29 protein-coding genes are annotated in these 24080 nt (G+C 68.1%); 8 read left to right on the forward strand and 21 right to left on the reverse strand.

Annotated elements, in window-relative coordinates; genetic code table 11:
* Positions 1–103: 103 nt before the first annotated feature.
* From ABD798_RS28090 to ABD798_RS28120, 7 genes are all read right to left on the reverse strand, one after another.
* Positions 104–1096: an SDR family oxidoreductase gene (locus tag ABD798_RS28090; protein ID WP_344881134.1), complete on the reverse strand. Its 993-nt coding sequence runs from the start codon at positions 1094–1096 to the stop codon at positions 104–106.
* Between the two features lie 51 nt (positions 1097–1147).
* Positions 1148–1945 carry an ABC transporter permease gene (locus ABD798_RS28095; protein WP_344881136.1) on the reverse strand — a complete coding sequence of 266 codons (798 nt, stop codon included), beginning with the start codon at positions 1943–1945 and terminating at the stop codon, positions 1148–1150.
* Between the two features lie 36 nt (positions 1946–1981).
* On the reverse strand, positions 1982–3121 hold the full coding sequence (locus tag ABD798_RS28100) for a nucleotide disphospho-sugar-binding domain-containing protein (protein ID WP_344881139.1): 1140 nt from the start codon (positions 3119–3121) through the stop codon (positions 1982–1984).
* A 36-nt stretch (positions 3122–3157) separates the two neighbouring features.
* Positions 3158–5266, reverse strand: a complete 2109-nt coding sequence (locus ABD798_RS28105; protein WP_344881142.1) for an AfsR/SARP family transcriptional regulator — start codon at positions 5264–5266, stop codon at positions 3158–3160.
* Positions 5267–5579: 313 nt separating this feature from the next.
* Entirely contained in the window at positions 5580–5753 is a 174-nt protein-coding gene (locus ABD798_RS28110) for a hypothetical protein (RefSeq protein WP_344881145.1), read from the reverse strand.
* Positions 5754–5992: 239 nt separating this feature from the next.
* Positions 5993–6907 (reverse strand): ribonuclease Z, encoded by a 915-nt coding sequence (locus tag ABD798_RS28115; protein ID WP_344881148.1) that lies wholly within the window; start codon positions 6905–6907, stop codon positions 5993–5995.
* Between the two features lie 14 nt (positions 6908–6921).
* A complete protein-coding gene (locus ABD798_RS28120; RefSeq protein WP_344881151.1) occupies positions 6922–7848 on the reverse strand; it encodes a S1 family peptidase in 927 nt (308 codons plus the stop codon).
* A gap of 152 nt (positions 7849–8000) precedes the next feature.
* Here ABD798_RS28120 and ABD798_RS28125 point away from each other — a divergent pair, with 152 nt between their 5' ends.
* The gene (locus tag ABD798_RS28125) at positions 8001–8375 is read left to right on the forward strand and encodes a hypothetical protein (RefSeq protein WP_344881154.1); all 375 of its coding nucleotides are present in this window, start codon (positions 8001–8003) and stop codon (positions 8373–8375) included.
* Positions 8376–8736: 361 nt separating this feature from the next.
* Here the strand turns inward: ABD798_RS28125 and ABD798_RS28130 are convergent, their stop codons facing one another.
* Positions 8737–8955, reverse strand: a complete 219-nt coding sequence (locus ABD798_RS28130; RefSeq protein ID WP_344881157.1) for a helix-turn-helix transcriptional regulator — start codon at positions 8953–8955, stop codon at positions 8737–8739.
* Positions 8956–9300: 345 nt separating this feature from the next.
* Here ABD798_RS28130 and ABD798_RS28135 point away from each other — a divergent pair, with 345 nt between their 5' ends.
* The 5 genes from ABD798_RS28135 (at position 9301) to ABD798_RS28155 (ending at position 14253) form a co-directional block, all read left to right on the forward strand.
* Complete coding sequence (locus tag ABD798_RS28135; protein WP_344881160.1) at positions 9301–9951, forward strand: helix-turn-helix domain-containing protein; 651 nt, start codon at positions 9301–9303, stop codon at positions 9949–9951.
* Positions 9948–11102: a hypothetical protein gene (locus ABD798_RS37275; protein WP_425549278.1), complete on the forward strand. Its 1155-nt coding sequence runs from the start codon at positions 9948–9950 to the stop codon at positions 11100–11102. The genes ABD798_RS28135 and ABD798_RS37275 overlap by 4 nt, the downstream gene beginning before the upstream one ends.
* Positions 11102–13261, forward strand: a complete 2160-nt coding sequence (locus ABD798_RS28145) for a cell division protein FtsK (protein WP_344881163.1) — start codon at positions 11102–11104, stop codon at positions 13259–13261. The genes ABD798_RS37275 and ABD798_RS28145 overlap by 1 nt, the downstream gene beginning before the upstream one ends.
* 197 nt (positions 13262–13458) lie before the next feature.
* Positions 13459–13611, forward strand: a complete 153-nt coding sequence (locus ABD798_RS28150; protein WP_344881166.1) for a hypothetical protein — start codon at positions 13459–13461, stop codon at positions 13609–13611.
* Positions 13612–13761: 150 nt separating this feature from the next.
* Positions 13762–14253, forward strand: a complete 492-nt coding sequence (locus ABD798_RS28155) for a hypothetical protein (RefSeq protein ID WP_344881169.1) — start codon at positions 13762–13764, stop codon at positions 14251–14253.
* A 30-nt stretch (positions 14254–14283) separates the two neighbouring features.
* Here the strand turns inward: ABD798_RS28155 and ABD798_RS28160 are convergent, their stop codons facing one another.
* Together ABD798_RS28160 and ABD798_RS28165 are read right to left on the reverse strand one after the other, a co-directional pair.
* Positions 14284–14595, reverse strand: coding sequence for a hypothetical protein (locus ABD798_RS28160; RefSeq protein ID WP_344881172.1), 312 nt, complete (start codon positions 14593–14595; stop codon positions 14284–14286).
* Positions 14592–14855 (reverse strand): hypothetical protein, encoded by a 264-nt coding sequence (locus ABD798_RS28165; RefSeq protein ID WP_344881175.1) that lies wholly within the window; start codon positions 14853–14855, stop codon positions 14592–14594. The genes ABD798_RS28160 and ABD798_RS28165 overlap by 4 nt, the downstream gene beginning before the upstream one ends.
* Positions 14856–14946: 91 nt before the next feature.
* On the opposite strand from ABD798_RS28165, the gene ABD798_RS28170 reads away from it, so the two are divergent.
* Both ABD798_RS28170 and ABD798_RS28175 read left to right on the forward strand, forming a co-directional pair.
* Complete coding sequence (locus tag ABD798_RS28170; protein ID WP_344881178.1) at positions 14947–16296, forward strand: helix-turn-helix domain-containing protein; 1350 nt, start codon at positions 14947–14949, stop codon at positions 16294–16296.
* A 62-nt stretch (positions 16297–16358) separates the two neighbouring features.
* Positions 16359–17183, forward strand: coding sequence for a phosphotransferase (locus tag ABD798_RS28175; RefSeq protein ID WP_344881181.1), 825 nt, complete (start codon positions 16359–16361; stop codon positions 17181–17183).
* 31 nt (positions 17184–17214) lie between these two features.
* On the opposite strand, the gene ABD798_RS28180 is transcribed toward ABD798_RS28175, so the two are convergent.
* The 11 genes from ABD798_RS28180 to ABD798_RS28230 form a co-directional block, all read right to left on the reverse strand.
* Complete coding sequence (locus tag ABD798_RS28180) at positions 17215–17568, reverse strand: hypothetical protein (RefSeq protein WP_344881183.1); 354 nt, start codon at positions 17566–17568, stop codon at positions 17215–17217.
* 31 nt (positions 17569–17599) lie between these two features.
* Positions 17600–18022: a helix-turn-helix domain-containing protein gene (locus ABD798_RS28185; protein ID WP_344881185.1), complete on the reverse strand. Its 423-nt coding sequence runs from the start codon at positions 18020–18022 to the stop codon at positions 17600–17602.
* A 26-nt stretch (positions 18023–18048) separates the two neighbouring features.
* On the reverse strand, positions 18049–18528 hold the full coding sequence (locus ABD798_RS28190) for a hypothetical protein (RefSeq protein WP_344881188.1): 480 nt from the start codon (positions 18526–18528) through the stop codon (positions 18049–18051).
* A 152-nt stretch (positions 18529–18680) separates the two neighbouring features.
* Positions 18681–19160 (reverse strand): DUF6166 domain-containing protein, encoded by a 480-nt coding sequence (locus ABD798_RS28195; protein WP_344881191.1) that lies wholly within the window; start codon positions 19158–19160, stop codon positions 18681–18683.
* 164 nt (positions 19161–19324) lie between these two features.
* Positions 19325–20203, reverse strand: coding sequence for a recombinase family protein (locus ABD798_RS28200; RefSeq protein ID WP_344883591.1), 879 nt, complete (start codon positions 20201–20203; stop codon positions 19325–19327).
* A gap of 110 nt (positions 20204–20313) precedes the next feature.
* Positions 20314–20538 (reverse strand): hypothetical protein, encoded by a 225-nt coding sequence (locus ABD798_RS28205; RefSeq protein ID WP_344881194.1) that lies wholly within the window; start codon positions 20536–20538, stop codon positions 20314–20316.
* The gene (locus ABD798_RS28210; protein WP_344881196.1) at positions 20535–20756 is read right to left on the reverse strand and encodes a hypothetical protein; all 222 of its coding nucleotides are present in this window, start codon (positions 20754–20756) and stop codon (positions 20535–20537) included. The genes ABD798_RS28205 and ABD798_RS28210 overlap by 4 nt, the downstream gene beginning before the upstream one ends.
* The gene (locus ABD798_RS28215) at positions 20749–20916 is read right to left on the reverse strand and encodes a hypothetical protein (RefSeq protein ID WP_344881199.1); all 168 of its coding nucleotides are present in this window, start codon (positions 20914–20916) and stop codon (positions 20749–20751) included. The genes ABD798_RS28210 and ABD798_RS28215 overlap by 8 nt, the downstream gene beginning before the upstream one ends.
* Before the next feature lie 209 nt (positions 20917–21125).
* Positions 21126–21698 carry a helix-turn-helix domain-containing protein gene (locus ABD798_RS28220; protein ID WP_344881202.1) on the reverse strand — a complete coding sequence of 191 codons (573 nt, stop codon included), beginning with the start codon at positions 21696–21698 and terminating at the stop codon, positions 21126–21128.
* A 134-nt stretch (positions 21699–21832) separates the two neighbouring features.
* Entirely contained in the window at positions 21833–22477 is a 645-nt protein-coding gene (locus tag ABD798_RS28225; RefSeq protein WP_344881205.1) for a type II toxin-antitoxin system VapC family toxin, read from the reverse strand.
* Positions 22470–23288, reverse strand: coding sequence for a hypothetical protein (locus ABD798_RS28230; RefSeq protein ID WP_344881208.1), 819 nt, complete (start codon positions 23286–23288; stop codon positions 22470–22472). Before ABD798_RS28230 ends, ABD798_RS28225 begins: the two co-directional genes overlap by 8 nt.
* Positions 23289–24080 lie beyond the last annotated feature (792 nt).

The raw sequence follows: 24080 nt of genomic DNA on the forward strand, positions 1-24080 counted from the left end.
AGCAGTCTTCAAGACCCACAAACCCCCACCCGGCGCGTCGCAAACGGCCGCAAACCCCAGCGCGGTTGCGGACAACGCGAGCGGGGTGAAGACGCGCGAACCGCTAGCGCACCGCGACAGGCGCAGGCGTGCGCTCGGCGTGCATGGTCTCCGCAGCGCCGCGCAACGCCGACGAGAGCTCGACGCGCGGCGCCCACCCCGTCACGTTGCCGAACTCCTTTGTACCCACAACGAAATCGAGCAGATCGGTGGTGACCGCGTGCTCCGGCTCCACCTGGACGACCGGCACGGCGGGCTCGCCCGTGACCGACGCGACGAGGGAAGCAACCGAGTGGAACGCCGAACCCATCGGCGTCGCCACACACGTCCCGATCAGCCAAGCACGCCCAGCAAGAGCGTCCGCGTGATCAAGAGCGGCCACGAACGCCCGCGCGGCGTCGTCGACGCACAGCAGGTCCCGAGCAACGGAACCGTCGTGCCACATCGTCAGCGGCTGCCCGGAGAAAGCCCGCCGCATCATCGCCGCGAGCACACCACGCTCCAAAGAGGACGGTCCGATTCCCTGACCGTACAAGGTGGGCAGCCGAAGCGTGACGCCGCGAACGAGGCCGTCGGCGGTGGCCTCGTTCAACGCGCGCTCAGCGGCGAGCTTGTGCCGGTCGTACTCCGTCACCGGCGAGTCGAGCTCACCACCGGTGATCAGCCCACTGGGCTCGCCCAGTTGCGAGATGGAGCCGGCGAACACCACGACGGGCGGCGTCCGACGCCCGCTCAGCGCGGAGATGACCTCGTGCATCACGCCGAGGTTGACCCGCTTCGCCGAGGTGTCGCCCTCAGCGACGCGCCAGGTCGACGATCCCGCGATGTGCGCGGCGAGGTGGATCACCACGTCCGCCCCGGCGACGGCTTCAGCCACCGCACCGGACTGGGTGAGATCGCTGGCCAGCGTCTCCACTTCGGCCCGGCAGCCGGTGGGCGCGACGATGCGGCGGCGAGAGACCAGGCGCAGCCGCACGTCGCGGCCGGCGAACTGACGGGTGAGCGCGGTACCGACGAAGCCGGACGCGCCGAGGACGACCACCAAAGGACTGCTCATCGATTCCCACTCTCCACAATGGACTCCACAGGGGGCGGTGTGAAACAGGGTTCAGCTCCTGCGCGTGTACCTGCGCACGGCCAGCGGCGCGAACACCGCGGTGAGGCCGACGATCCAGGCCAGCGACAGCAGCACGGGCTGCGCGACGGGACCACCGGTGAGCAGGCCGCGCGCCGCGTCGCACACGGAGGTGACGGGGTTGATCGCGGCGAAGGCCTGGAGCCAGCCGGGCATCGTCACCGGCGGCACGAACATGGAACTGCCGAACTGCAACGGGATCATCCACAGGAAGCCCACGCTGCCGACGGCCTGCGGACTGCGCACGAGCAGCCCGACGTAGGCCGACACCCAGCACAGCGCCGACCCGAAGGCCAGCAGCAGCAGGACCGCGGCGAGCACCTCGACCGGCCCGGTCTGCACGCGGAACCCGACCACCAGGGCGAAGGCGAACATCACCGCCAGCGCGACGGCCATCCGCACCACGTCGGCGGTGATCCGCCCGCCCAGCACGGCGGAGCGCGCGATCGGCATGGCGTGGAAGCGGTCCATGATGCCGGTGGCGAAGTCGAGGTTCAGCCCGATCCCGGTGGCCCGCGAGGCGAAGGCGATGGCCTCCACCATCATGCCCGGCATCAGGTAGAGCACGTACTCGCCCTGCCCCTTGCTGATCGCGCCGCCGAAGAGGTACAGGAAGATCAGCGACAGCACCATCGGCATGACCGTGGCGTCCACCAGCCGCAGCGGTTCCGCGCGCAGCTGCAACAGATTCCGGCGGCTGAGCGCCACAACGTGCCGAGCGGTCCGAGCAGTCCTCGACACCGACACGTCCGCACGGATGGCTGAAGTCACCCTTCGAGCGTAGAAACGCCCTTTATTTACCCGATATCACAGGGATTCCAGCCGCGCGACGATGTCGGCCGGGGTCGGCATGGTGGCGATCTCCGCGCGGACCTCCTCGGCGGCCGAGCGCATCTTCTCGTCGGTGACCACGCGCTCCAGCATCGCGGTGTCCACGGCCTCAGGGCTGACGAACAGCCCGGCGCCGCGCTTGTCCACCGCCTCGCCGTTGATGTTGCCGTCACCGCCGCCCGGCAGCACGATCTGCGTGATCCCGTTGTGCAGCGCGGTCAACGTGGTTCCCCCGCCGCCGTGGTGGACCAGGGCGGTGCAGGTCGGCAGCAGCGACGACAACGGGACCCAGCCCGCGATGCGCACGTTCGGCGGGATGGGACCGAGCGACTCGGTGTCCACCTCTCCCAGTGCCAGCACGAACTCCGCGTCCAGATCACCCGCCGCGTCCAGCACCGCCGCGACCGGACCGAGCCCGCCGAGGTGCACCGAGACCGATCCGAGCGTGACACCGATCCGGGGCCGCTCCGGCCCAGCAGCGTTGGGCGGCAACCAGTCCGGCACCACGGCACCGCCGTTGAACGGCACGTAGCGCATGGGCCAGCCCTCCGAGGAGCCGCCGACCATGCTCGGCGGCGCCACGTCGATCTTGATCCGCACCTCGGGCAGGCCGGGTGCGCCGTGCTCGGCGAAGACGGGGGAAAGCCTGTCGTACATGGCTTCCGGCACCTCACCGGTCCGGCCGAAGCCGTCGCCGAGGTCCACCGACGGCACGCCCAGCTTGGCCGCCGCGATCAACGCGGCCCCGTGCAGCGCGCCGTGCACGATGACGTCCGGCCGCCACGCTTCGGCCAGATCCGTCACCGGAAGCGTGATCTGCTCGGTGATCCCGGCGAACACCGGGACCGCTTCGAGCATGTCGGTGAGCCCGGCGCCGTTGTCGCCGCGCATCTTCGCGTTCAGCTCGGGATACCGGCGCTCCAGCTCGGCGAACACCTCCGGCTGGTCGGCACCGAGGCCGATGTCGACGACCGGCAGCCCGGCCCGCTCGACGGCGACGCCCGCGTAGGCCGTGCCGAAGAGCACCTCGTGCCCGGCAGCGCGCAGCGCCCATGCCAGGGGGACGGTGGGGAAGGAGTGTCCGATTCCGGGAATCGGCAAGAACAACACGCGCATGCGGCCACGGTAGGAACCCGCCTTATCGGGTCCATATCAGCTTGCCAGTTCGCCCATCAGCGTGGTGATCCGCCGCCGCTCGATGGACGCCGTCGGCAGCACGGCGTCGGCTTCCCGGTGCCCGAGCCGCCACGCCGCCGTCGCGAGGTCCAAAGCCTGCAGCACCAAGCCCATCCGCAGCGCCTGCTCGATCGCGGCGAGCACCGAGGCCCGCTCGGTCTCGAACCAGGTGACCGGATCGCCGACCAGCTCACGCGGGTCGAGCCCGCTGGGAACCGCCCTCGGCTGGTGGTCCACCGCCACCGCCGCGAGCGCGACCCACGCGTCGAAGGCACGCCTGCACGCGGTGGAAGACTCCGTGCGCCCCGCCTTTTCCCTTGCGTGGCAACGCAAGAGCGGCTGGAAGTGGTAGCGCGTCGAGCCGTCGGCCGCCGAGGAGACCTCCAACAGCTGCGAGTCGACCAGCTCCTCCGCCAACGACTCCGCCTCCTCCAGCCCGCAGTCGAGCACCGCCGCGCCGACCCACGCCGCGAAGTCCGGCACGTCCAGCACACCCAGCCGCGCGTACAAGGTCGCCGTCGCGGGCGAGAGCCGCCGGTAGCTCGCGTCGAAGCTGGCCCGCACCCCGAACTCGTCCAGCCGCCGGTCCTCGTCCTCGGCCAGCCGGGCGAGGCGCACCAAGCTCCAGTGCGGCTTGGCCTCCACCCTCGCCGCGGCCACGCTCAGCGCGAGGGGCAGCCCGCCGCACAGTTCGCTCAGCCGCCCGGCAGCAGCCGCGTCAGTCGCGCCCAGCAACGCCACCGATTCGGCCTGGCTGAGCGCGGTCAACCGCAGTCGCAGCGCGCAGTGCCCGCCGATCAGCTCACCGATCTGGTCCCGACCGGTCACCAGCACGACGTTGTCACCGCTGCCCGGCAGCAGCGGGCGCACCTGCGCGAAGGAACTGGCGTTGTCCAGCACGACCAACGTCCGCTTGCCGTCGAGCAGGCTGCGGTAGAGCGCCGAGCGCTCGCCGGGATCGGCCGGGATCTGCGCTTCGGCGACACCGTAGGCGCGCAGGAAACCAGCGAGGGCCTCCTGCGGCCCCGCCGGTTCTGCGTCGCGGTCGTAGCCGCGCAGGTCGACGAAGAGCTGACCGTCCGGGAACCGCTCGGCGACGCGACGCCCCCAGCGCAGCGCCAACTCGGTCTTGCCGATCCCGGCCGCTCCGGTGACGAACGCGACGGCCGGACCGGATCCGTCGAGCAGTCCGTCCAAAGTGGACAGTTCGGTGGCGCGGCCGGTGAACCGCGCGCACGAGGCCGGCAGCTGGGCGGGCACCCCGCGCGCCACCGGTTCCCGGCGCGGCGGAGCGGCCTCGGTCAGCGCCAGATCGGCGTCGTCGTTGAGGATCGCCCGGTGCAGGCCCTGCAACGCGGGCCCCGGCTCCGTCCCGAACTCGTCGATGAACTGCCGCCTCCCCGCGCGGAAGGTCTCCAGCGCCTCGGCCCGCCGCCCGCAGCGGTACTGCGCCAGCATCAGCTGGACGCGCGCCTGCTCCCGCAACGGGTGGTCGCGCACCAGCGCGGTCAGCTCGCCGATCAGCTCGCGGTGCTGGCCCAGCTCCAGCCGCAGCGCGGCGAGCCGTTCGGTCGCGGTCAGCCGCAGTTCCTCCAGCCGCGCGGCCTCGGACTCCACCACCTGCCCGGAGATCCCGGCGAGCACCTGGCCGCGCCAGAGCGCCAGAGCAGCTCGCACCCCCGCCGCCGCCTGCTCGGTCCGGCCCTCGCGGGCGGCCTGCTCGGCGGCCGCGCACTCCTGCTCGAACCGCACCGCGTCGATCACGTGGTCGTCGGCGAGCAGCTTGTAGCCGGGTGAGCTGGTGATGATCACGTCATCGGCGCAGCCCGCCGCGCGGAAGGCCTTGCGCAGCCCCGCGACGCAGATGGCGATCTGCGTGCGCCCGGTGGCCGGTGGCGTGCCCTCCCAGACCGCGCTGACGAGGCTCTCGACCGAGACGACCCGGCCGGGAGCGAGCAGCAGCACGGCGAGCACCGTGCGCTGCCGCTGGCCGTTGACCGCGACGGCGTTCTCAGTTCTGGTCTCAGCTTCGCCCGCGCGCACTTCCAGTGGCCCGAGCATGCTGAACACGAAGCGGGTGCCCATTGAACCCCCAGATTCCAGGGAAACCCATACACACGAGTGGTAACGACGCCGCGCACACGCGCGACCGAATCACATGATCACTCTGCGTTGACGACGTCATCGCGTCGCCCCTCGCGACAACGTCATTTCACGCCTTCGCCCCATCGATATCACACCAACGGGGGCCGGAATTCGACGCTGCGCGACTTCCAATATCCCGTGGGCATCGACGATGCTGTTTGTCCTGCCCATCGATGGGTGTACACCCCGTCGACCGCCGCCGACCCTACGGCCACGGCCGAAAAGCAGTGCCCACGGCTTCGGATAGTTCGATCTAGACAGAGTCCTCCAAGAGTCTCTGAATGGCCGCGACGTGGGAGTTGATCTCGGCGAGCTCCCTGCCGAGCCGGTCGGCGGCGACGGCCTGGCGCTCCGCCAGCCTGCGACTCTCCACCAACTCCTGGTCACCGCCGCGCCATGCCGCGAGCACGCGCCCGAACCCCCACACCACGCCTCCCAGGACAAGAGCGAGGGCACCGCACCTCGTTCGCCGGTTCACGGTCACGTCGTCGTCCCCCGGTCCAGCCAGCACACCTGTGGGGCGCGACGCTAAGGCCGGTCAATTTCGTCTGGATATCGCCGGGAACACCTCCGGCCCACCCCCTCGGGGCAGATCTCGGATAAGCCAGCGATAACGAACCGAAAAGGCAAGGCTGTACGGGCGGGACCGAAACAAAGAAGGGCGGCTCAGCGACGCTTCGGCACCGGAACGGTCATCAGGTCCTCCGCTACGACGATTTCCCCGCCGAACGCCCCGGCCGCCTCGTCGTGAAAACGGCGGGGGTCGGGGTAGCGCTGGGAGAAATGGGTCAGCACCAGCGTCCGCACGCCGCACTCCCGCGCCACCCGTCCGGCCTCGCCCGCCGTGAGGTGGCCGACGTGCCGGGCCAGCTCCGCCTCGGAGGCCAGGAAGGTCGACTCGATCACGAGCATGTCCACGCCCTCGGCCAACGCGAACACGCCGTCGCAGAGCCTGGTGTCCATGACGAAGGCGAAGCTCTGCCCCGGGCGCGGCTCGCTCACCTGCTCCAGCAGCACCTGCCTGCCGTCGACGGTGACCGAGCCCTCGCGCCGCACCTCGCGCACGAGCCGCCCGGAGATCCCCGCATCGGCGAGGCGCTCCGGCAGCATCCGCAGGCCGTCGGGTTCGGTGAGCCGGTAGCCGAAGGACTCCACGGAGTGCTCCAGCCGCCGCGCCGTCAGCGCGCCGAAGTCGCCCGCCGCAACGATTCCGTCGTCCTGCACGGGCTCTTCGCGGAGGTCGGCCACCTCGTAGAAGGCGGTCGCGTTGCGCAGCCGCCGGAAGTACTCGTGGCCGGAGGCCGGGAAGTGCGCGTGCACGGGGTGCGCCACGCGATCGAGCGACAGCCGCTGCACGATGCCCGGCACGCCAAGGCAGTGGTCGCCGTGGAAGTGCGTCAGGCAGATCCGCGTGACCTCGCTGGCCGCCACGCCCGCGAGCAGCATCTGCCGCTGCGTGCCCTCGCCCGGGTCGAACAGCAGGCCCTCGCCGTCCCACCGCAGCAGGTAGCCGTTCTGCGCGCGCTGACGGGTCGGCACCTGGCTGGCGGTTCCCAGCACGACGAGTTCACGGGAGGACACGCCGCGAACATAGATCAGCTCAAGCCGAGCTGCTGCCGAATAAGCGGCTGGTAGGTCGAGACCCGCGAGTACACCCCCGGCTTGCCCGGCATCCCGCAGCCCTCGCCCCACGACACCACGCCGATCAGCCGGTCCCCCACCACGAGCGGCCCGCCGGAGTCGCCCTGGCACGCGTCGGCCCCGCCCTGCGCTCGCCCGGCGCACACCATCTTCTGCGGGTTGTAGGAGGGGTAGGCGGCCTTGCAGGTGAGGTCGTCGACGAGCGGAACCGCGACGCTGAGCAGGACCGTGGACACCGGCCCGGAGTCGAAGACCCGCCCCCAGCCGAACACCGTCGCGGGCAGACCCGGCCAGTAGGCGAGGAAGTCCTGCGGGCTCGCCACCGTCAACGGCAGCACGAACGCGGGTTCGGCGAGCGTGAGCACCGCGATGTCGTCGCCCTCGATCACCGTGCGGAAGGCCGGGTGCACCCACGCCGAGGCCACCTTGAGCACGCGGCCCGCACTGCCCGCCATCTGCGTCCGCCCCTGCACCACCTTGAGGTCGGCGGGCTGCTTGCGGCCGATGCAGTGCGCGGCGGTGATCACCTTCATCGGGCTGGCGAGCGTGCCGCCGCAGAAGAAGGTCCCGTTCACGTCGAGCAGCCCGACGAGCCAGGGATGCGCCTCCGCGCTGGCGGGTGTTCCGCCGACGATGTCCGGAGTGGACGGTGGCGAAGCCGGAGCCGGGACCGGCGTGTTCAGCGCAGCCATGTCCAGCGCAGGCAGGCTGGGCATGGTCAGGTTCGGCGCAGACACAGTGGGCGCTGGCAGGTTCGGCGCGGCCAGGCTGGGCGCAGACACGTTGGGCACGGCCAGGTTCGGCGCAGGCGGGTTGGGCGCTGGCAGGGTGGACACGGCCAGGTTGAGCACGGCGAGCAGCACGGCGGCGATGCGGCGCATGGCGACCTCCTCGACTACTCGTTCGCATCGGCAGCGCGCGGCGGCGACAAACCCCCGGCGCCGGAGAACGACTCGAACGTGCGGTCCTTGTGGTTCGCGCGCGGAGCGGAGAGACTGCGGCCCAGGCCCCTTCGACCCGGACAGGTGCACCCATGCCGTTGTCCTCCGCCGTGCGCCAGCGCTGCCGGGCTTTCCTGCCCCAGAACGAGGCGCTGCACTACCTCTTCCCGGCGATGGCCTCAGCCGACCGCTACGGCGGTTCGTTCGGGGTGATCGTCGCGGTGACCGAGGGCAAGGTCGTCGTGCTCGCGTGCAGCCCGTTCAGCCACGACCGCCCGGAGTCGGTGTGGGCGGAGCACCCCAGGGCCACCGAACTCGGCCCGGTGGAGTCAGGATCGGGGCCGATGATCACGCTGGGCGATCTCGCGCTGGAGTTCGACGACGAGTACGTGGCCGTCGTGTGCGCCGCCGACGCCGAACTCTCCGGTGACTACGCCATGCCCCCCGACCCCCTCCCCGACCTCTGACCCCCACCCGAACGCGCTGAATGACTCATTGAGGTACTTGAGCGCCCTCAATGACTCATTCAGGACCCTCAACGCACCGAACGAGGCATTGGCGTCGCGCGGGGGCTCCCGGTCACGGCGACGCGGAGGTTCGGGCGTCTTGAAGATCGGCGAACCCGCAGGCGTGGGCCAGGCGAACCCGCAGGCTTGGGCCGGCGACGTGCTCCGCCCCTCACCGCTTGAATGCACCAAACGACCCGTTGAGGGCTCCCAACGCACTGAACGGGTCGTTCAGTGCGTTCAACGCACTGAACGGGTCGTTGGGGTCGCGCGGCAGAGCAGAAGTGCGGCGGAGCAGGAGGCGAGCGGAACCAAGAAGGCGTCAGATGAGGCGGCGGCGGGCGGCCCAGACGACGGCCTCGATGGGGGTGGAGACGCCGAGGTGGTCGCACACGGCCCTGGTCCGCCTGCGCACGGTGCGCCCGGACAGCTCCATCCGCCGTCCCACGGAGTCGATGGGCAGTCCGGAGGCCAGCAAGCGCAGCAGCACCAGGTCCTCGTGCGCCAGCGTCACGTCCGGCTCACCGATCACCTGGGTCATCCCCGGACTCCCTCAACGCAGAAATGAAACCTTTCAAAAGCCTTCCGTCAGCTAGTTTGCGCACGAGCAAGCGACGCGTCAAGTAAACGTTCCAACACCCGAGCTCAGTCGTGGTCGCGGGCCTTGGACGGCTGCACGCGCTTGGGCTCGCCGGGCATCTTGGGGGTGTCCACCGCGAGAACGCTGTGCTGACTGGGGAAAACGCAGGTCGCCTCTGAACCTACTGCGCCAGGTTATCCGGCGAGATCAAGCGGCCCGCCAAGGTGTTCCAGCACCTGACGGGCCTTGATCCCGCCCCTGACGCAAAGGGGCTGGACCCGTGGCACATCCTGCCATCACCACCACATGCGGTACCGCCGCACCGAGCGCAGCCTGTGGCGGCGCCCGATGAGCATCGAGGCCATCGCGTGGGCGCTGAACCACGCCCCGATCCCCTGCGACCGCAAGGACTCCTCGTCCCTGGCAATCGTCCTCATTGGACTCGCGAACCACGCGGACCCCAACGGCCGCAACGCTTTCCCTTCGGTCGCCACGCTGACGCGGTACTCACGGCTATCCGAGCGCACGGTGCGCACCTCGCTCGACCGGCTCGAAGAGCTGGGGCTGATCAGCCCGTCCGACCCGGACATCGTGGCCGCGTACATCAAGCGCGCTGACCGGCGGCCGAAGGGCTGGGATCTGGCTGTCCACAGCGGGGTGCAGTCCTCGCACCCCGCTGACCTGCACGGGGTGCACTCCTCGCCGGACGGGGTGCAGTCCGTGCGCCCACGGGGTGCAAGCACTGCACCCGAACCGTCCTTGAACCTCCCAGGAACCAAGCGCGGGCCTGCGCGTGACCGCGCCCGCGCAGTGACCACCGCGCTTCCAGCGGAGTGCGGCTCCTGCGATGCCCGCCCCGGCGACCCGGTGTCCGCCCGCGTGATCTGGCTCGACAGCGAGCGCGAGCGCTCGACGCCGTGCCCGCGCTGTTCGGTGAAGGCGGAGGTGGCCCGATGAGCCGCAGCAAGGCTGAGAAGTTGTTGGCGCAGGCCAACAATGCCGCCGCCGTCCGCGCGCACCAGGTGAACCCGGACGTCATCGCCCTCCAGGTCGAACGCGTCCGTACCCAGGTGGACCGTCTGATGTGGACCGGCATCGTCTTGGGCTTGGCGTTCACGATGACCAACGTCCAGCACTTCGCCGCCGGAAGCGCCCCGAAGTTCACGCTCACCTGGTGGGCGGCATGGTTGCTCGACCCGATGGTCTCCCTGGTGCTGATCGCGGTCCTGCGCGCCGAGCAGATCACCGCCCGCTACCAGATCACCACGGGGGCGTGGGTGCGGCGCGCGAAGTGGTTCACGCTCACCGCGACCTACGTCATGAACACGTGGTCGGCGTGGGACGAGGGCACCTGGGCCGAGGTCGTCTTGCACTCGGTGCCGCCGCTGGTGGTCTTCGTCGCCGCCGAGGCGGTCACCGACCTTCGCGACAAGATCACCGAGACCGTTCACCGCGCCTACGCCGCCGCCGTCCCGGCCGTTCACGGTGCCGCCTCGGGTCGCGTTCATGAACGCCTGCGCCCGCTGGTCGTGAACACCCTGGAGACCGTTCACGAGTCCTCGCCGGGGACGGCTCACGATGTCGAGTCTGGTGCCGTTCATGAACACCCAGTCGCCTCGTCCGTGAACACCTCGAACCCCGTTCACGAAGACGTCGAGGGCGCCGTTCATGAACGGCTTGGCCGCAGCGTTCACGAACGCGCCCACGAGGCTGCTGAGCAGGCAGAACACGAGCCCGTGAACGCCTGCGATGAAGCTCCCGTGAACACCTCCGCGACCGTTCACGACGACGGTTCCGACAGCGTTCATGAACGCCCCCACCTGCACGCCGTGAACACCCCGGCAGGCGTTCACGAGAACGACGAGATGACCGTTCATGAACGCCCCGCGCGGGCCGCTCGTGAACGCCGCGCACCCGCACGCAAGTCCACCGCGACGCGTTCACCGAAGGGCACGCGCAAGGTGCTCGCGGACTACGTCGCCGCCGCTCGTGAACACCTCAGCGCCGACATCCCGGTGACCCCGGCGTGGGTGCGTGAGGTCACCGGCTGCTCGCGCGGGCTGTCGCCGAAGGTGGCCGCTGCGCTCAAGGCGGAGGCGGTGGCGTGATGGCTGCTTCGAACCGGAAGAGCGACAAGGAGATGGGCGAGTTGATCGCCTTCCCGAACGCCGCAGTCACCGAGCTGGACTCCGAGCGCGGAGCGTTGGAGAAGGCGACACCGGTCCTGGACGGCGAACTCCTCACCGAGGAGCAGTACCGGCAGGCCAAGGCCCGCTGGTCACTGCCCGCCGCGTGGACCCACCCCCAGAGCACTGGGGGCAGGCTCGCCGTCCGCGCCGCGACCGCCCCGCTGCACCTGGGCGGCGCGGTCGCCCGAGGCATGGCAGTCACCGGGCGCGCGTGGTGGCGGTGGGTTCGGGTCGCTGAGCTGCGCGACGCCGCCCGTGAAGCCGGTGCGGCGACCGTCGTCGCGAAGTTCGACGAGGTCCGCGAGCTGTCGATTCTGCGCTGGAAGGTCACCGGCGGCGTCACGCTCGGCGGGGCTGTCGTCACCGGCGGCGTGGTGCTCCTTGCCGGAGGCAGCGGGGTCCTGGTGCTCGGCGCCGCCACCGCGCTGGGCCTGGCGGTGCTCGGCCGTCGCAAGGACGGCGCCCCGGGCCGGAGGGCCGCCCTTCCCGGACCCCGTTCCCTGGCTTGGCTGATGAACGGCGACCACCTGGTGACCGCCTTCCGCGACGCCAAACTGATCGGCAAGGACGACATGTTGATGCTGGTCAAGTCCCCGCGCCACGACGGCAAGGGGTGGGCGCTGACCATCGACCTGCCGCCGTCGCGCAAGGCGTCCGAGGTGATCACCAAGCGGGAGGCACTGGCCTCGGCGCTGGCGGTCGACGAAGTGCGGCTGATCGTGGAGCGCGTGCGCGGCGACAACGGGCACGCCGGGCGCCTCGCGCTGTGGGTGGGCGACGCCGACCCCTACGCGGCCGAGCCCGTGCCCAGCCCACTGGCCACGGCAGAGCGCTGGGACCTGTGGCAGCCGGTGCCTTTCGGCACCACCGCGCGCGGCGTGGCCGTGAACCTGCCCGTGGTGTGGACCTCGCTGCTGATCGGCGCGATCCCCCGCCAGGGCAAGACGTTCGTCGCGCGCCTGCCGCTGACGGCCGCCGCGTTGGACCCGCATGTGCGGTTGATCATCGCCGACGGCAAGGGCGGCAAGGACTTCCGACCGTTCGAGCAGGTGGCGCACCGGTTCATCCGGGGCTCGCGGGAAGCCGACGCCCGGCGCCTGATCCTCGTGCTGGAGGAGTGCGCCGCCGACGTCGCCGACCGCTTCGACCGCCTGGCGGAGATGGACGACGAGCTGTGCCCGGAGTCGAAGGTGACGCCGGAGATCACCCGTGACCCGGCCCTCGGTATGCCGCTGACCGTGATCGGCATCGACGAGGTGCAGAACTTCTTGGGCATGGACGTGCCGTTGGACCCCGACAACCCCAAGGGCAAGAAGGTCGGCGGGCGCATCTGCGAGCTGCTCACGTACATCGCGAAGACCGGCCCAGCCGCCGGGTACTCGTTGATCTTGGCCACGCAGAAGCCGGACGCGCAGGTCATCCCGGACGGGCTGCGCGGTCAGCTCGGCACCCGCTTCGCGCTGAAGGTCATGACCTACCAAGCGTCGGAGACGATCCTCGGCGCCGGGACCTACAAGGCCGGGATGGACGCCTCCAAGCTGCTGACCAGCCACAAGGGTGTCGGTCTGCTGCTGGGCGCGGACGGCGAGACCGAGCTGTCCGCTGGGGACGCGGTCACGGTGCGGACCCACCTGCTGCACATCGCCGCCATCCGCGCCGCCTGCGAGCGGGGCCGCGCACTGCGCGAGCAGGCGGGGACTCTGTCCGGCGACGCCGCCGGGGAGAACCACCTCGCCGAGCTGGACCCGACCGTCGCCGCGCGCCTGGCCGACGAGGTGACCACCGCGACCGATTCGGAACCGGTGGACGCCGACCTGGTGGACGAGTCCGCCGAGCTGCCCGAGGTCCTAGCGCTGCTCGCCGACGAACTCGGCACAGACGAGTCGGGGGTCGTCGCGACCGGCGACCTGGCGGCCCGGATAGGCATGTCCGCCAAGGCGTTCGGCGAGGCGCTGCGCGCTGCGGGCGTGGCCGCTGCCGTCCCGGCGAAGCGTCGGATGCCGGGACATCCGAACCCGGTCGCGGTAGTCGATCTGGACGCCGTCCGTGCCTTGATCGACAGCGCGGCGCGGCGGTGAGCGGGTCGGAACAGGGCCGGAACGGTGTTCCGACCCCTCGCCCTGGTGTTCCAACCCGCCCACCGGCTTCTCAGAGCGCGCTGAGCTGGGCGGACAGCCTCGTGTTCCGGCCGTTCCGACTGTGCCGACCACCGCCCCGAACGTCGGCACAGCGCGCATCTCAGCCCCTGTTTCGCCTCCCAACCCAGGAGCCCACCGTGCCGTCGTCCATCAACCACACCCACGAGTTCCGCCCCGGCCGCTGGCTACGCGCCGCGTTCATCGCCGTCTGCGTGGCCTACATTCTCGGTTTGATCACTGCGAACGTCGTCGTCTCACCGCAGGCGCCCGCCTCGGTCTGCGCACGCTGACCCTCTCGCCGCGCCAGCGCCCCGTCGTCCTGTGGGAAGGCGGGGCACTGCGTTGTTGAGGCCACAGGGTGGCACTTATCCGGTATCAAATGGGGTGCGGTTTGGGCACCAGCGGAACATCGACATCATCCGACCCGATACAGAGACATGTTGAGCAACATAGTTACCGGCATCTTTACACTTTCGGGCCTGATTGTCGGAGTCCTCCTGGAGCCCCTCAAGGCGGTATTTGCGGCAAAATCGCGAAATCGGCAGCAGCGCAATGAGCAATCGGCGATAATCATTCAGTGCGCGTCGGACTCAGGGCATATTGCCCTGAATTTGAACTATGCCTACCGGGCCCGCATGGCTGGCGAAAGTCTAGCCCTCGAGCCCGAAATGAATCTAGTAAAAGAGTACAACCAAGTCCGAGACCAGCTCAGGAAGTCGGTCATGCTGCTTCGGCTTCATGGACCAGACGGGCTGGCCAACAAAGCCCTGGAAGTAAATAAATCGGACAATTCCCTATATGAACTCCTGCAGGAATCGAATAGTGGCGAGTTTAGCGCGACCGAAGTGCCCGAGCGCGTGCAGGAAGCCGCCAACGTGCTTGCTGAGCAGATAATGGCTTTTGCTGAGCTGGCCCGTAAGCACTCAACTTAACCTTGGGAATGCGTTCCAGGGCCACAACTTCTAGGAGTTGTCGAGTCCCAGTCGGGACGCGAATCGACACTCGGGTGCGGGCAGCATGAGTAGCTCATACACCACGTCGACCAGTCCGCCTTCGCGGCGCCACACGATTGCCCCATCCGGATCGACACGCACCGCGAAGGCGTCGCTGACATAGCGGGCTGCGAGGGCGTCAGCCCATCCGCCCGGCCACGTGCGGACGCCTCGGACTTCCGCCTCGGTGCGGTGGAAAGCCCAGCCCGCATCTCGCAGATCGAGCAGCTTCCGCAACTCCGGGAAGGCGGCTATGGCGGCGCGCTCGGCCTCGGTGGTCATGCGACACCGCCGCGCTTGGAGGCAGCCGAGCCGGGGCGGGGGACTGCACGCCTCGGCTCGGCCGACGACTTCGAATGGGGTCGCATCTCTTCGGCGTGCTGGCGCTCGCGCAGCTCGGTGACGGTGATCTTCGGCAGGACGGCGGTGTGCTCGGAGGGCTCGCTTGGTGCGCGCAGTTCTCGGCGGATCACGATGACGAGCCACATCACGAGGCTGATCACGACCAGGCCGTGCGCGACGAGGATCAGGGTTGCGCTCATGTTCCGAGGGTCGGCGCGCCAGCCGCTCCGGCGAAGGGCATCGAACGTGGCATTCGGGGGCATGCCGGGGCAGAACGTTCACTAGCCGGGCATGGCCCGGCTAGCCTTTGAGCAGACCCAGTCGGACGAGGTGGTGGCCGTGGCGCAGCCCAACGATCTGTTGCGCGCCGCCCGCGAACGCCGCCCCTCCCGTCTCGCGCCCGGCGAGCCGATGAGCCGCCAGGAACTCGCGCAAGCCGTCAACGAGTGGCTGTGGACCACGACCGGTCGGCGTTACGAACTCGACGCGCACGCCGTCGCCCGGTGGGAACGCGGCGCCGTGCGCTGGCCTCAGGCCCAGTACCGCAGCGCCTTGCGCCATGTGCTCGGCGTGAACAGTGACACGGCGTTGGGCTTTCGACCAGCGAGCCGCGGCCGGCCAGTTCCACTGCCGCCAGTCGCAGTTGCGCCGAGCATCAACGGCACAGATCTCGGCGTCAGCCCGACCGAGTTCGTCGCCCGCATCAACCTCGAAACGCCAGCCCCCGCGCGCATCGGCTCGACGGAGGTCGAGCAGGTGCGCGCCACCACCCGCGCTCTGGCTATGTCGGAGAACCTGCACGGCGGTGGCCTGGCCGCCGAAGCCGCCTCCGCTCAACTGCGCTGGGCCACGCGGCTGCTCGACGCTCGCGCCGACAACCGCACGCGGGCTGGCATCTTCGAGGCTGTCGGTAACCTCGCCGGAGTCGTCGCGTTCGCCGCCTTCGACATCGGCGACCACACGGCCGCCAACAACTGCTTCCGCTTCGGCCTCTGGTGCGCCGAACAGGGTGGATCGTGGGAACTGCGCGCGGCCACGCTCGCTGACATGGCCCGCCAAGCGGTCTACGTCGGCGATCTCGACAGCGCCCTGACGTTGATCGAGCACGCCCAGGTCCGCATGGACCGGCTCACCGCGACGACACAGGCGATGGTGAGCATGGTGCGCGCACGGCTACTCGCGCTGCTTGGCCGCCACGGTGATGCTCGCGCCGAAGTCGCGCGTGCCGACGCGTACTTCGCCGAGCACGACCCGATGACAGCACCACCGTGGATGACCTACTACGACGCTGCTGAGCACGCGGGCAGTACGGCCCGCGCGTTGACCCCGCTCGCTCTCGAACAGCGGCAGCTCGGTGAGGCCGCGGACCGGCTGACGACCGCGATCCAGCTGCACAGCGACGCCTACCCGCGCTCGCGCGCGTTCTCCCGCGCCCGCCTGGCCACGCTGACGATGCGCGTCGGCGACCCGCACGCGGCCGTCACCATCGGGCGCCAGGCGCTCAATGACGCTGCGTCCTTGCACTCGAAGCGGATGGGCGACGAGCTGAAGGCCCTGCGCAAGGCCGCTCAAGTCCACTCCGCGATCCCCGACGTCGGGGACCTGGTCCACGAACTGGCCACCGCAGCGAACGGCACCTGACCATGCCGGGCGACGGAACGAACCCACACGACGTACTCACCGCAGCGGGGACGAAAGCCGGAGTGCGCACAGCGGACGCCACCCTGATCCGGGACGGCTCGAACACTCTGTTCGCCCTGCCCGGCAACGTGATCGCGCGAGTCGGTCGCCCAGGCCGCCTGGCTGTTGCCGAACGAGAAGTTCGCGCGTCCCGGTGGCTCGCCGACAACGGCATCCCGGTCGTTCGCACACTCCCCGAGGTTGATCAGCCGACCGAGGTCGGCGACCGAGGCGTGACGTGGTGGGTACGACTTCCCGAGCACCGCAACGCCACCCCGGCCGAGCTAGGCGCAGTGCTGCGCGAACTGCACGCACTGCCGATCCCTCACGAACTCGCACTTCCACAGGTCGATCCGTTCGACGGGCTCACCGATCGGATCGGCGCTGCCGCCTGGCTGCCGGATGAGGACCGCACCTGGTTGTACGAAGAGGTCGAACGGCTCCGAGTCGAGCACGCTGACCTTCCGTCCGGCTTACCGCTGTCGGTTGTCCACGGCGACGCCTGGCAGGGCAACGTCGCGGTGTCGAACGGCTCGCCAGTCCTGCTCGACCTCGAAGACATCGGCCTTGGTCGCCCCGAGTGGGACCTGGTCTCGCTGGCCGTGGATCACACCGACTTCGACCGCATCAGCAGCTCGGACTACCGGGACTTCGTGAACTCCTACGGCGGCTACGACGTCACCGCATGGCGCGGCTATCGCACCCTGGCCACGATTCGCGAGCTGCGGTGGGCCGGGTTCACCCTGGACAAGGCGGCCACGAGTCAAGAAGCCGCGCGTGAGGCTCAGCACCGGACCGCGTGCCTGCGCGGTGAGGTTTCCCGTCCGTGGTCTTGGTTGGCGTTTTAATGGGTAGTTTCTGCACCATTTCGGTGCTGTCTCAGTCCCTTTTCAACTCAAGTGGTTCGTTGTAGTTCCAGTTGATCAGCAGTGGGCGCTTGGGGCGCACTCTCGCGGCAGCGGAGGCAGCGCCTTCCTGGATGTAGGGGAAGACTGCGGGCATGACGGACTTATCAACGAACCGGTTGACTTCACTCTGGTCCTCAGCGTCGGGGAAGGGCGCCACAGCAAAACGCGCGATGTGGGCCATAAGAACCAACAGGCCCTCGTCATAGACCTGAGACGCCACGCGAAAGACCCCGGCCTCATCTTCAACGCGGTACTGGAACTGTAGGAGAAAAGGCGTTTCCGGCAACGGTTCTTCAAGAGGTTCAACCGTGGCCTGGAAGGACACGCAGCGGACGTACTGAGGCCAGGCAGTTGGCTTAGACACGATTGGCCACCTTGACCGCGTTCCCTAGATTCCGAAATCCCGTAGAGGTAGGTGAACTCTTGATCCGTAGTCGCTGCGTCCAGGCTTGCTCAACGGTGGAAGCCTGCGACAGCTCCACCGGGACGTTCACGATCCGGACGGAGTCCTGAACCTGATGCTCGACAGAGGCTTGGACCGCGATCGCGTAGCGGCGAAGCGTCGAGAGCCGGGGGTCGGTACTCATCGACTCGATGTCCGAGACCACGCTCTGCGAGCGGCCCATCAGCTCTCCGAGCTGCGTCTGGCTCAGTCCGCGCTTCTTCCGAAGTGCGACGAGAGCTTCTACCCACGCGTAGTCGGCCTCGTTCAGTTCGCTTGCAAGCCGCTGCTGGGGGTCGCGCTCATCGAACCCGAGCAGAGCACCAAGATCATCCATGTGACACCTCCCGAGGCCAGTATCGGCTATTGCCGATACTCGGTGTCAACAGTCTCATGCCAGTCCTTGTTCCGCCGGGCAGCCTCATCGATGCTCCGATCCTGATGGTCGAGGTCAGGCTTGACGTCGAAGTGCAGCCCGAGCATCCCCCGCTGTGCATGGAGCTTGATCGGTTCGCTGTAGTAGAGGCGCCACTCATCGTCCTCAAGGCGCCACTTCAGTTCATTGATATCAGGGCTTCGCGCCATCCCAGCCTTGGCGTCGTCCGGATACTCCAACTCTCCCCGTTCAGCCTTCTTGATCTTGGTCATGATCGCCGAAATGAAGTCATCGCGAGCTACCTGCCCCTGAGTTGCTTCGATCAGAGCCGCACACTGCCTGGCCTCCCTCATCGGCAGGTTGATGCCGTTCGGCTCGTACCAGCGCCAGTTGCCACCGCCGTTGAACGCGAAGGATGATCTGTTTGGGAACACCAACCCCCCAGCCGCCGACCGGTCTGCATCCACGTGCAGTAGCTAGTACTACGACGGTCAGGTCACGTTTCGCATTCGCCAGTAGGCGGCGCAACATACCGTGCCTGGATCGCTACGCACCTGTCACCAAGCACCCCTGACCGGGTACGTAGCACTTTCCAAGACGGGACAGCGGAAGCGTCGGCCTACCGCATGCGCCGGTGACCGATAGGCGGCAAGGCAGCTAAGGCCGAGGGAAGCGGGGTGATGCCCTGCTGGGCGTACCAACCCCGAGCCCACCTCAGCACCGCGCCTCGCCGCAATCGCCATTCACCACACAGTTGGGACAAGACGTCCTCGCAGAAGTCCTTCCGCAGCCTGTCGGCCACGCGATCGACGGAGGTAGGGAAGTCATACCGCTCCTGCGGTTCATCCAAGGCGTCGGCGAGGACCGCCGAAGCAGCGCGGGAAGGGCCGCCGCCGTTGTAGCCCCAGCCAAAGCCGCCCCCGCGATCCTCGTCGAACGCGTGCAACTCCCGCAGGCGCAGCCGCCCGTCCTGATGTGCCAGTTCCCGCTCGGTCGGGCCGTACTGGGAGACCTCGACGAAGATGCGGGCCGCCGCTTGCCCATCCGGGTGATCAATCCCGTGGTACGTCCGGTCTTCCTCGCGCGCCTGACCACTCACACCTGGCTCCCTCTGCAGCACAACCCAACCGCGCCGATCATGTCGAAGTTCGTCGGCGCGGAAAGTGGCATCAGGAGTGGTTCGGCCTGGTGATTGCTTGGTACTTGGCCACAATCTGGCGAATGTCGCCTCCGTGCCGCTGGGAGCCGGACACTAGTACTGAGTCACAGCCTCACGCTCTTGCCATCAGCCTGCATTGCCCTAAGTGCCTCCCACCCGGCGCGCTTGCGTTGGGCATCCTGCTCGGCAGCCGCGCGGTACTTGTCGTACTGGGCGCGCTCCTCCGGCGTCATACGGTCGAGCTTCCGCTTGTGCGCTTCCGCCTTGTACTGCCGATCCTTGGCCTTGCTGACGCACGTCGCGCAGAACCAGCCCTCACCGCGCACGGGATGCTCACGGCGCGCCTTGGTCCCCTTGCCGCACTCGGCGCACTGCGGCTTGTCGCTGTCCGGTGAACCGACGGATGGCTCCGCCAAGGTCGGTGCCGTGAGGTGCCGATAGAGCGTCGCTCGGCTGACGCCGATCACCTCAGCAATCTCAGCCACGGTGTGCGCCCGCTTGCCGTCGTCGTCGGTCTCGGCATACAGCTTCCGCGCGGTGGCCAACTTGGCGGCCGTGATCTTCGCTGGTCGCCCACCTTTACGGCCTCGGGCGCGTGCGGCCTCCAGTCCTTCCACGGTGCCCTCGCTGATCAGGTCGGCGGTGAACTCATCGACGGCGCCGAGGATGTGGAAGGTCAGTCGCCCTGCGGGGGTGCGGGTGTCGATGTGCTGCTTAAGCACCACCAGGTCGATCTCGCGGTCGGCGAGCCATGCGGTCACCTCGGTCAGGTTGCGCACCGAGCGGGCGATGCGGGACAAGCGAGTCACCACCAGCGTGTCGCCGGGGCGCAGGTAGTCCAGGCACTTGTCCCACTGCGGGCGGCTGGCGAGCTTGCCGGACACCTTGTCGGTGAAGATCCGTTCGCAGCCCGCAGCCTCCAGCAAGTCCACCTGGGACTCGTCGTGCTGATCACGGGTGGACACGCGCGCGTAGCCGATCATGGTCACGTCACTAGTGTCTCATAAACGGTACTTGCGCGCACTTGTGAGACATAGATTTCGGACACGAGTTTTGAGAACGCGGGTCCTGCGGTAACGATGGCGGCCGAGCACTACGCCGGATCGTCCCGCAAACGATCGTTTATGAGACGCGTCGCGAGCGCGGTGGCAGGCTCCCCGGAGCCCAACGCGTCCAGCGCCAACGCCGCACCCTCCAGCCGGTTTCGAGCACCCGCCGGGCACGCCAGTACTCCCGTGGCGACCTCGGCCAGCACCGCGCGCAACCGGGCGGCCGTGTCGGTGGCCAGGGAACGCAGCTCGTCAGTCGCAGGGTTCATGGCTGCTCATCGCAGACCGACTGCGCCACCTCCGCGCACCGAGCGCAGATGATCGCGTCACCCCGCTCCGCGAGCCCGGCGGGCTGAGCGCACAGCGCGCACAGCACGGAGACGAGTCGCGGGGGGCCACCAGCAACTTTGACCTCGTATCCGCGCGGTGCGCCGGACTTGGTCGCACGCACCGCGCCAGCCGCCGCCCACGCCGTAGGGCTACTCATCGTCGGCCCGATCCGCTGGCACCAGCCTGAACAACCCCACGGTTGGGGTGGCGGGCACGAGCTTCAGTCGCGGCTCCGGCCACGCGTCGGCCACCGAGTGCGGCACGGTCTCGGGCGGCAACCACCGAGTCCTGCCTGCTGTTTCGCGATCAGAGTTCATGAAAAGCATTGTGCGACAAGGGTTTGTTGCCGGAGAGTTGCCGCGCCGTCACGACTCACACCCGCGCACCAGCAACGCGCTCGCAGCCTCCAGCATGGATGCCTCCAGTTCGACCTCACGCCGATGTCGGGCACGGCGAAGAAGCTCGCGCCGCGCAAGCGCTTCCAGGGCGACGTCCGAGGGCGCGGAGCCGCGTCTGCGGGCCGCCATCACCGACGCACCTGTGGGCGGCGTGCGAGCTGATCCTGTTGCGGCGCAGGCTGGTCGACAGCTTCGACCAGCGCCGCCGCCCACGCCTCAAGCTCCTCGGCCTCGGCGAGGGCCTCCGCCGCGCGGCGCTGCGCTTCGGCACAGCGCAGCTCGCGCGCCTGCTCGTAGACGCGCAGTGTGCGCGCACGGAGCGGGCGGCGACGGTTCCACGTTCGCAGCGAAGAGCCCGCGGCCTCCTGAAGATCAAGATCCAGCACGGCTACCGCAAGTTCGTCCCGCCCACGGCGCAGCGCAACGGCCAGCTTCCGCGTCGAGCTGGTCGACGGGCGCACCGAACCCGCCTCCAAACGCTCCACAGTGCGACGATCCAAGCCCGCCAGCGCGGCGAGGTCGACCTGGCGCAGGCCCTGCGCCAAGCGCTCGCGCCACAACAGCGCACCGAACGTCCGGCGAAGCACGGCGCGCTCGTCGTCGGGGACCGCGCCCGGGCGTGCACCTCGCGCGCGCGAAGCGCCGGGCGCCGAGCGGAGCGAGGGCTCTGCGGGTGCGCGCGTAGCGCCGGTTGGGGACATGCGGACAGCGTGCGCTGCTGGGCGACATGAGCACGGGAGGCGCGCCGAAGTCGTTGCGGCGCAAGGGTTTTCGAGCCGGAGTGGAGTCGGCTAGCCAATCCTGGACTCGGTAGCCCGCGCGATCAACGCCGTACCTACGCGTCGCCCACCGAACTGACAGAGTTGGACTTCGCGGTCCCGTTCCTCGCGCCTGGTTGCTCGCTCTCGCGAAGGTCCCGCCCGCTAGAGATGTCACGACCACGGACCAAGCCGCTTACCTGAGCAGCACGCTCCTCGACCTCAGCAGCTTGAAGCCTCTCTTCCTCTTCTTCTGCCTGACGGTCGATCTCCCAGTCATCGAAGCTTGGCTCCCACACGATAGAAGGCTCAACAATGCTTACTCCGTCAACCGTCGTCGCGTAGGGAAAAGCACCATCGCGTGACATGAAATAGTCAACCTTCTGGCGAATCGCTGTCGCCAGATGAGAAGCGTCAGGCCCTCTTAGCCTGAGTCGATCTCCAAGCATGAGCGCTTCACGAATGACGAATAAGTCCAGCTCGACCCATTCAATAAGATTCTGCAAGTACCGGTCGATCGCATCGTTTCGGACAGCAGGTTCTACATCTCCCCGCCAGCCGATGACCTCAGCCATCAAGAGAGTCGAAGCGACCAACTTGATCTCGCCGCGTTCCGCAGCGCGTAACACCTTCAGAGAGTCGGCCCACAGAAGTCGCTCCCGCTTGATCACGTTGAAGACCAGCGGCGTATCGATGTAGACCTTCGTTATGCGCTTAGTCACGGCGCAGCAGGTCCATATACTGAGTGGTAGTTAGCTCTCCTGTGGCACTGGGTGCCATCCCCAGTATGTCCCAGGCGGTGAGAGAGGAGTCTTTCTCCGGAAGAACATGCAGCTCGGTTAGACTCAGCCTGACTGGTTGTCCCAAGCTGTTTCGGGTCAGCTCGCCACCTGCCATCACTCGCCTACCCCAAGCGTCTCGCAACGCATCACGATGCTCAGCGTTGCCGCGGATATCTACCGCACGGCGAGTACCTTCAACCACAATCTGGGCTTTCGGGTGTTGCTCGTTACGGGCAACCAATACCTCAACTTTGCCAGTAACGCTGCCCCACGCACGTTGAGCCGGACGCACCGCTTGCTTAGCCTTGTCCACGGTCTGCGTGTCGATGATCGCATTCATCTGACATCTGCCCAACTGCGTAAGCTTGATGTCCCTCAGCCGCTCCTTGACCATATGGTCGCCAACCTTCTGCACCCGTTCAACGGTTCTGGCGCTGAAAAGTGGAGGAATCGCTGGCTCTTGATGCAGCTCGCCGATGCCAGCAACGAAACCGTTGCTAGCAAGCGCGATCGTATTGGGCGGCCGGTGCGAGGGAATTTCCTGTGGGGCCAAGATGATTCTCAGCTTCTGGCTACCACTGAGACTCTGAACGGCCCAGTCCAAGCGGGGAGAACGAGTGGGAATAGCGAGGCGATCCACCTCTTCGAGAGCAAGGCGAATTTCAGTCAAGATCGACGTATAGCCCGATAGCGACAGGTTTCTGTCCGCATTGAGGAGCACCTCCACAGCGGCATCCTCGATGATCGTCATAGCTCGCCTCCCCCCTACTCATCCACGCTTGCCATCATGACAGTCCAACACCTGCATGTCAGCAGCGCCTCTTGATCAACCAGTCGACTACGGCTGCTCAGCCGGTTACCTGTCGTTCAGCGTCCACGGAACGCTACCGCCGCTTACCCCTCCGCCCGTCGTCGCAACCGAAATGTGTGCCGACCGGTGAACGAACGAGACGTCTCCACCTGATGCGCCGCGCACGTCAAGTTCGGCCCAGAGTCCTGCGCACCCGCGACGGACCGCGTCCTCTGCCACGGCTTGATGCTGGTGGCCGCGCGGCGCAGTGTGTCCAACGGCTGGCCTGTGTCGGCCTACTCCGCGCTCGATGCAGCGCAACGGTCGCGACTGGTAGTCCATGGCGAACCCGTTGTCCCGCAAGGGTTTTCGAGCCGGAGCAACAATGGATTGTCTATCGGGATGGGCGCGGCGCTCTCCCCTTCCCCGACACGCCGCTCTCGTGGCCTCACCCGTCCTCGGATTCGACGGGGCCGCAGACCAGAGGGCGTGTAACGCAGTGCGTAACGCAGGCCGGACCCCTGCGTTACTCCTGTTTGCGCAGGTCAGCGACGGTTTCGGCGCGACTGCGACGCTGTAACGCAGAGCCGGGGGAAACCGCCGCAAATGTAAAGCACTATGCCAGCGGCCTCACCTGACATCCCTATGGACCTTTACCCAAGTTTCTGCGTTACAGCGCTACACATGGGGGCAGAAAGCCGCTCTGACCTGGGAAAACGGGTGTAACGCAGAGGAGCGCGGTTACGTTTCGCT

It is taken from the genome of Allokutzneria multivorans, assembly GCF_039537405.1.
Taxonomy (GTDB): Bacteria; Actinomycetota; Actinomycetes; order Mycobacteriales; family Pseudonocardiaceae; genus Allokutzneria; species Allokutzneria multivorans.